Raw genomic sequence first — 287 nt, forward strand, 5'->3', positions numbered from 1 at the left:
ATGCCTGCTTTGGTCACACTCGGGCCGCCTGTGATGGTGAGGCCGTCTGAATTCAGTTTGCTGTCGCCTGCGGTAACGCTGTCGACGGTGATGTCTTTGGCCAGTTTGAAGTCAATCTGGTTGTCGGACACGGTGGTGACGATGTTGCGGTCGCTGCTGCGGTAGGCAACGGTTTCGCCCAGTTGGACGTTGTCGTCGCTGCCGTTGTCGGCGGCAATATTCAGACCTTTGGCGATGTTGGCGGCGTTGTTGGCGACGTTTTGGTTGGTCGCAAACAGTTGGCTGCC

1 protein-coding gene is annotated in these 287 nt (G+C 57.8%); it reads right to left on the bottom strand.

Going from position 1 to position 287, the window contains the following annotated elements:
* The coding region (locus ACTHUT_RS22360) for a hypothetical protein (RefSeq protein WP_440420005.1) at positions 1-287 on the bottom strand (287 nt) is incomplete at both ends.

This window comes from Neisseria sp. P0022.S010 (assembly GCF_051956635.1).